This is a genomic window from Mycobacterium sp. GA-0227b, assembly GCF_001499855.1.
In the GTDB taxonomy this organism is placed as follows: Bacteria; Actinomycetota; Actinomycetes; order Mycobacteriales; family Mycobacteriaceae; genus Mycobacterium.
Map to the genome: position 1 here is coordinate 1 of NZ_LQIK01000019.1, position 6593 is coordinate 6593.

At 66.5% G+C, this 6593-nt stretch carries 1 protein-coding gene; it reads right to left on the reverse strand.

Translation table 11 applies throughout. The features are described from left to right. Positions 1–6593: non-ribosomal peptide synthetase (locus AU185_RS13310; protein ID WP_156425518.1), on the reverse strand; the 6593-nt coding region annotated here is incomplete at both ends.

The window sequence follows — 6593 nt, forward strand, 5'->3', positions numbered from 1 at the left end:
TCATCAACCACATCCACCGACGACACCCGCGCAGTGGGCGCAACAGTCATCCCCACCAACACCCGCCACAACCGCCCGACGAGCGCCTCGATGCTGGCCGCATCAAACACATCGGCACGAAACTCGAGGCGAATCTCCAGTTCGGCTCCCGGCACTGCTTGCAATGTGAGCGGATAGTGAGTGGATTCGTGGATGGTGAATTCAGTGACGGCAAACTCGTTGTCGCCCACCGGTACACCGGTGCTGATCGGGTAGTTCTCAAATGCGAAGAAGGTGTCGAACAGTCTTTCGTGACCGGTGATCCGGTGGATTTCGCCTAGCGCCAGATGCTGGTGCTCAAGGGTGTCGGTGTGAGCGCGTTGCAGTTGATCCAGCAACTCGGCGGTAGTGGTTGTCGCGGTGATGCGGGCCCGCACCGGCACCGTGTTGATGAACAGGCCCACCATTGATTCCGCGCCGGCCACCTCGGCTGGCCTACCCGAGACCGCCGCGCCGAATGCGACATCGTGGTGGCCGGTCAGCCCGCATAAAACCTGCGCGAAGGCGCCCTGCAGCACAATGTTCACGGTCGTGTGGCAGGAGCGCGCCAGCTCGTTGACGGCCCGGGTCGTCTCGGCGGGCACCCTAAACGATCGAGTGCTTCGCTGCCCTAGCTCTAACTGGTCCGGCGGTCCTACCAATGTGGGGCTGTCGAAGCCGGCCAACACCTCGCGCCAGGCCGCGCGGGCGGCGTCCATGTCACGATCCGCCAGCCAGGTAAGCAACGTCCGATACGGAACCGTCGCGGGCAGCCGCTCTCCGTAATAGCTGGCGAATATTTCGCGCAGAAGGATCGGCATCGACCAGCCGTCGAGCACGATGTGGTGGTTGGTCAGCACGAACCGATGCTGATCCGGTGCGACGCGGATCAACGCCACCCGGAAGGCCGGCTGTTCGACGAGGTCGTAGACCGCGGCCCGCTCGGCGGCGCAGAGCCGCTGGATCTGCTCACCGGCGTCGACGTCTTCGGCGCCGAGGTCGAGATAGCGCCATGGCACTACGGGGTCGGCCGGGATGATCTGCACCGGCTCGTCGAACTGGTCGCAGAACCGGGCCGCCAGGTTCGGATGTCGGTTGACCACCGTCTGCACGGCATCGCGTAAGCGGTGCTGGTCGACCCGGCCGCCCAACGTGATGACCAGCTGTATCGCGTACACATCGTCATCGGCCTGCGCAGTGCCGGCGTGGAAGAGCAGTCCTTGCTGAAGAGGCGTCAGTGGCAGCACGTCAACAATCTCGAATTGGCGCTGCAGTTCGTCGATTTGCTGTTGGTTGAGGCAGACCGGTGCGAGATCCGACGGCGTGAATCCGCCCCCACCGCGTCTGACGTGTTGGCAGATCCCGGCCAGGGCGTCAAACCACAGTTGGTTGAGCCGGGTGACCTGGGCGTGGTCCAGTGCCGAGGGCGCCCACGTCCAGTTGGCGTGCAGGCGCGCGCCGATGTCGGCGGCGACGGTGACGGCGTTGAGCTCCACGGTGTGCATCAGCGGCATGGGCATCGACGCGGCGGCGCCGGTCAATGCCAAGCCTTCTTGGTCGATTCGCCACGCCTCAGCGGACGCCTTCGCTGTTTCGGTCGCCCCGCCCAGGCGCCCGAAATAGTTGAAGCCGATCGGGGGGCTGGACCCGGCGAGGTCAACGTCGCGGTTGAGGTAGCGCAATAGGCCATAGCTCAGCGGGTCGGGGATCGCGCGAAGCTGTTCCTTGGCGTCTTTGACGACCGCGCCTAGGGCGGTATCGCCAGCCTGCACCTGTGCCCAGGACAGCCCGCCCATCGCCAATGCCACCGGGTATTTGGTGGTAAACCAGCCCACGGTGTGCGACAGGTCCACGTCGGCGGCTATTTCTTCGTGACGCCCGTGGCCCTCCACGTCGATGCCGATCGGTGTGCCACCGGCGGCGACAAATTCGGACACCGCCAAGCCGAACGCGATCAACAAGATGTCGTGCACCCCGGCATGAAATGCCGCCGGCACCTCACCAAGCAGCATGCCGGTGGTCTCGGCATCCAGCGACACCGACAGATGGCCGGCGCTTTCGTAGGTATCCCGCTCTGGGCATACCGCGGGAAGCGCGGCCGGGGCATCCTCCACATGTCGCCACACCGCGGCCTGTTCCACGACCGCCGGGTGGTGCGCATGCTCAACCAGCAACGACGCCCACCGCTGATATGACGTCCCGGTCGCCGCTGATATGACCGGCTGGCCACTCCGGTGCTGAGCCCACGCGGTGTTGAGGTCCTCCAGCAGAATCCACCACGACACCGCGTCGACCGCGAGATGGTGGATGATCAGCACCAGCTGGCTGGTGTCGGCTACCCATAACGCGCTGACCATCGCCCCGGCGGCCGGGTCGAGCCGCGAGCGCGCGCTCACCAACGCTTCCTCGGAAAACACCTCTACCGATTGCACGCATTCGCGCGCATTCACCGAGCCGGCCTCGGGGACCTCCAGCAACCAGGCCCCCGTCCCGTCCTCTTCGACGCGAAGGCGCAACATGGCGTGCCGATCCAGCAATGCCTGCACCACTACCACCGCGTCGGCCTCGCTGACCTCGGCAGGGGCTTGGATCAGCATCGTCTGGTTGAACTGCTGTACCGGACCCGCCACCGCGCGAAGCCAACACATGATCGGTGTGGCCGGCAGCGGCCCGACGCCTTCATCGACCGGACCGCAGGCAGCGGTCGCCAAGGTGGCGACCGCTGCCAGCCGCGCGACGGTTTGCTCGACGAACACATCGCGCGGGCGGCACACCAAGCCGGCGGCCCGGGCCCTTGCCACCACCTGCATTGCCGCGATGCTGTCGCCGCCGAGGTCGAAGAAGGAGTCGTCGACGCCGACCCGCTCGAGTCCGAGGGTCTGGGCGTAGATGCCTGCGAGGATTTCCTCGACCGCGTTGGTGGGAGCGTGGTATTCGCCGGCGGTGTATTCGGGGGCGGGCAGGGCGCGGGCGTCGAGTTTGCCGTTGGGGGTCAACGGCAGTTTGGCCAAAGCCACGATCGCGGCCGGAACCATGTAGGCCGGCAACCGATCAGCTAGCTGGGTGCGGGCCTCGGTCGCGTTGGCGGTGCCGGTGATATAGCCCACCAGGCGTTTCTGGCCGGGCCGGTCTTCGCGGGCGATGACGACCGCCTGCTGCACGCCGTCCAATTCGGATAGTGCGGCGCGGATCTCGCCGAGTTCGATGCGATAGCCGCGAACCTTGACCTGCTCATCGGCGCGGCCGAGATACGCCAGCTGCCCATCGGCAACCCAGCGCACCAGATCGCCCGTGCGATACATCCGTTGTCCCGGAGCACCGAACGGGCAGGGCACGAATCGCGACCCGGTCAACCCGGCCCGGCGCATATATCCGTATCCGAGCCCGGATCCGGCCACGTACAACTCCCCGACCACCCCGGGAGGCACCGGCCGCAACCAACCATCGAGCACGAACAACGCCGCGCCGGGCACCGGCGAGCCAATCGGCACCACTGCCGAGCCCGGAGTCAGCGGCGCGCTGATTGCTGCGTAGATCGTGGCTTCGGTGGGGCCATAAGCGTTGATCATCACCCGCCCCGGTGCCCAGCGCTCCACCAATTCGGGTGGGCAGGCCTCACCGGCCACTACCAACGCCGTCGACTCCAACCCCTCGGCTGACAACATCCCCATCGCCGACGGGGTTTGACTCAATACGTCGACGTGTTCTGCTACCAGCAGCCGGTGGAAGTCATCCGGGGCGCGGGCCACGTCATCGGGCACCACCACCAGCCGCCCACCTTGTAGTAGCGAGCCGAAGATCTCCCACGCCGATACGTCGAACGCATAGGAATGCCACTGCGACCACACGCCCGCGCCGAGCAGCCCGGGGTCCAACGATGGCACCAGCCCGGTGATGTTGCGGTGGCTGATCGTCACCCCCTTCGGTACTCCGGTCGTGCCCGAGGTGTAGATGAGGTAGGCGACGTCATCGGGGTTCGGCGGCGGCAGTGCCGTGTCGGGTTGGTTATTCACAGCCGGGTCGTTGAGGTCGATGACGGGCAGGGCGAACTCGTCTAGTCGGTCGGCCAGATCGGTGGTGGTGAGCGCGACGATCGGTTGGGCGTCGGTGAGCATGAAGCCGATCCGGCTCGCGGGCAGCGCCGGGTCGATCGGCAGATAGGCCGCTCCGGTCTTGAGCACCGCCAAGATCGACACGATCGCCTCAGCCGACCGCGAAAACAACAGCGCCACATACTGTTCCGGACCAGCACCCCGAGCGGTGAGCAGATGCGCCAACCGGTTGGCCGCCTCGTCAAGCTCGCGATACGTCATCGATCGGCCGTTGTAGGTCAGCGCCGGTGCCTGCGGGGTGCGAGCCACCTGTGCGGCGAACAACTGCGGAACCGACGAGCCGGTCACCGGCTGGAACAACACCGCCCGATTGCCCCACGTGTCGAGCTGGGCACGCTCGGGCTCGTCGAGCAGATCGACCGACGATATCCGCGCGGTGGGCGCGGCGGTCATCGCCATCAGCAGCCGTTGCAACCGCTCGAGGAGCGCCTCGATGCTGGCCGCATCGAACACATCGGTGCGAAATTCCACCGTGCCCTTTATGCCGGCCGGCGCACCCTGGTCGGTCCAGCGCTCCCTGAGGGAGAACGTCAAATCCATACGCGCCGTTTGGGTGTCGATCGGCAGCGGGGTCACCTGCAGATCGTCTAGGGAGAATCCGGCGACATTGTCGTTGGTCTGGCCAGGCAGGTTCTGCCAGGCCAACAGCACCTGCACCACCGGGTGATGGGTCAGGCTGCGAGTCGGGTTGAGCCGCTCGACCAACACCTCGAAGGGCACGTCCTGATGCTCGAAGGCCTCCAAACTGCGCGCCCGAACCGCCGCCAACAACTCAGCCACCGTGGGATCCCCAGCCAGATCCACCCGCATCACCAAGGTGTTGACGAAAAACCCGACCAGTTCATCGAGCGCAGGATCGCGCCGCCCGGCGATCGGAAAGCCCACCGCCACATCAGAAGTGGCGCTCAACTTTGCCAGCAGTACCGCCAGCGCCGCTTGCACCACCATGAAACTGGTCGCGTTGTGCTCCCGGGCCGCTCGGGCGACCTGTTGCTGTAGCTCGGCCGGCCAGTCGACGGCCACCGTGGCGCCGCGCTGATCAGCCACCGCCGGATAAGGCCGATCGGTGGGCAGCTCGAGGCGTTCGGGCAACCCGGCGAGGGCTTCCTCCCAGTAGGCCAGTTGCGCGGCGATGGGACTGTCGCTGTCGTCGAGCTCCCCTAGCTGCGCGCGCTGCCACAGCGTGTAATCGGCATACTGCACCGCCAGCGGCGCCCAATCCGGGGCGCGTCCCGCACACCGGCTGGCATAGGCCACGCCCAGATCGCGCACCAACGGGGTCAACGACCAGCCATCGGCGGCGATATGGTGCACCACCGCCACCAGCACGTGCTCATCCTCGGCTAGGCGGAAAAGCTGCGCCCGCAACGGGATCTGGTTCGCCAGATCGAACGTGTAGCGCGCCGCGGTCTGAATCTCGTCATCGAGCCGGTGGGCCGGCCAGCCGGTGGCATCAGTGACGTCCCAACCGAAGTCGGCCCGCTCGGCGGGCAACACGACCTGCTGCGGTGTCCCGTCAGATACGGCAAACACTGTGCGCAGGCTTTCATGGCGGGCCACCACATCGCCCAACGCCGCAGCCAATGCGTGCGCATCAAGGTGCCCACTCAGCCGCAACGCGGCCGGCATGTTGTAAACCGGTGACGGGCCGTGCAACTGGTCCAGGATCCACAACCGGTTTTGCGCGAATGACAACGGAAGCACCGGCGGCCGCTCAGTTGCCACCAACGGCTCCAGCCGATCCGCACCGCCACCGATGCGCGGCGACACCCGGGCGACCGTCGGCGCCTCAAAGAGGGTACGAACCGAAAGCCCGGCATCCAGGGCGGAATTGATCGCCGCGATCAGGCGCATCGCCGACAGGGAATCGCCGCCGAGGTCGAAGAAGGAGTCGTCAACGCCGACCCGCTCGAGCCCCAGCACTTGAGCGTAGATGCCGGCGACGATCTCCTCGACCGCGTTAGTGGGCGCGCGGTACTCGCCGGCGGTGTATTCCGGCGCCGGCAACGCGCGGCTGTCGAGTTTGCCGTTGGGGGTCAACGGCAGGTTGTCCAGCGCCACGATCGCGGCCGGAACCATGTAGGCGGGCAGCCGCTCGGCCAGCACGCTGCGCGCTTCGGTCGGGTCGGCGGTGCCGGTGATATAGCCAACCAGGCGTTTGTCGCCCGGGCGGTCCTCGCGGGCGATCACCGCCGCCTGCTCTACCCCTTCCAATTCCGATAGTGCTGCGCGGATTTCGCCGAGTTCGATGCGGTACCCGCGGATCTTGACCTGCTCATCAGCGCGGCCCAGATAGTCCAGCTGCCCATCAGCGCGCCAACGCACCAAATCCCCGCTGCGATACATCCGTTGCCCCGGCGCACCGAACGGGCACGCCACAAAGCGTGCCCCGGTCAACGAAGCCCGCCGCCAATACCCGACCCCCACCCCGGACCCGGCGGGGGGGGGCGGCGAGTTGAATCT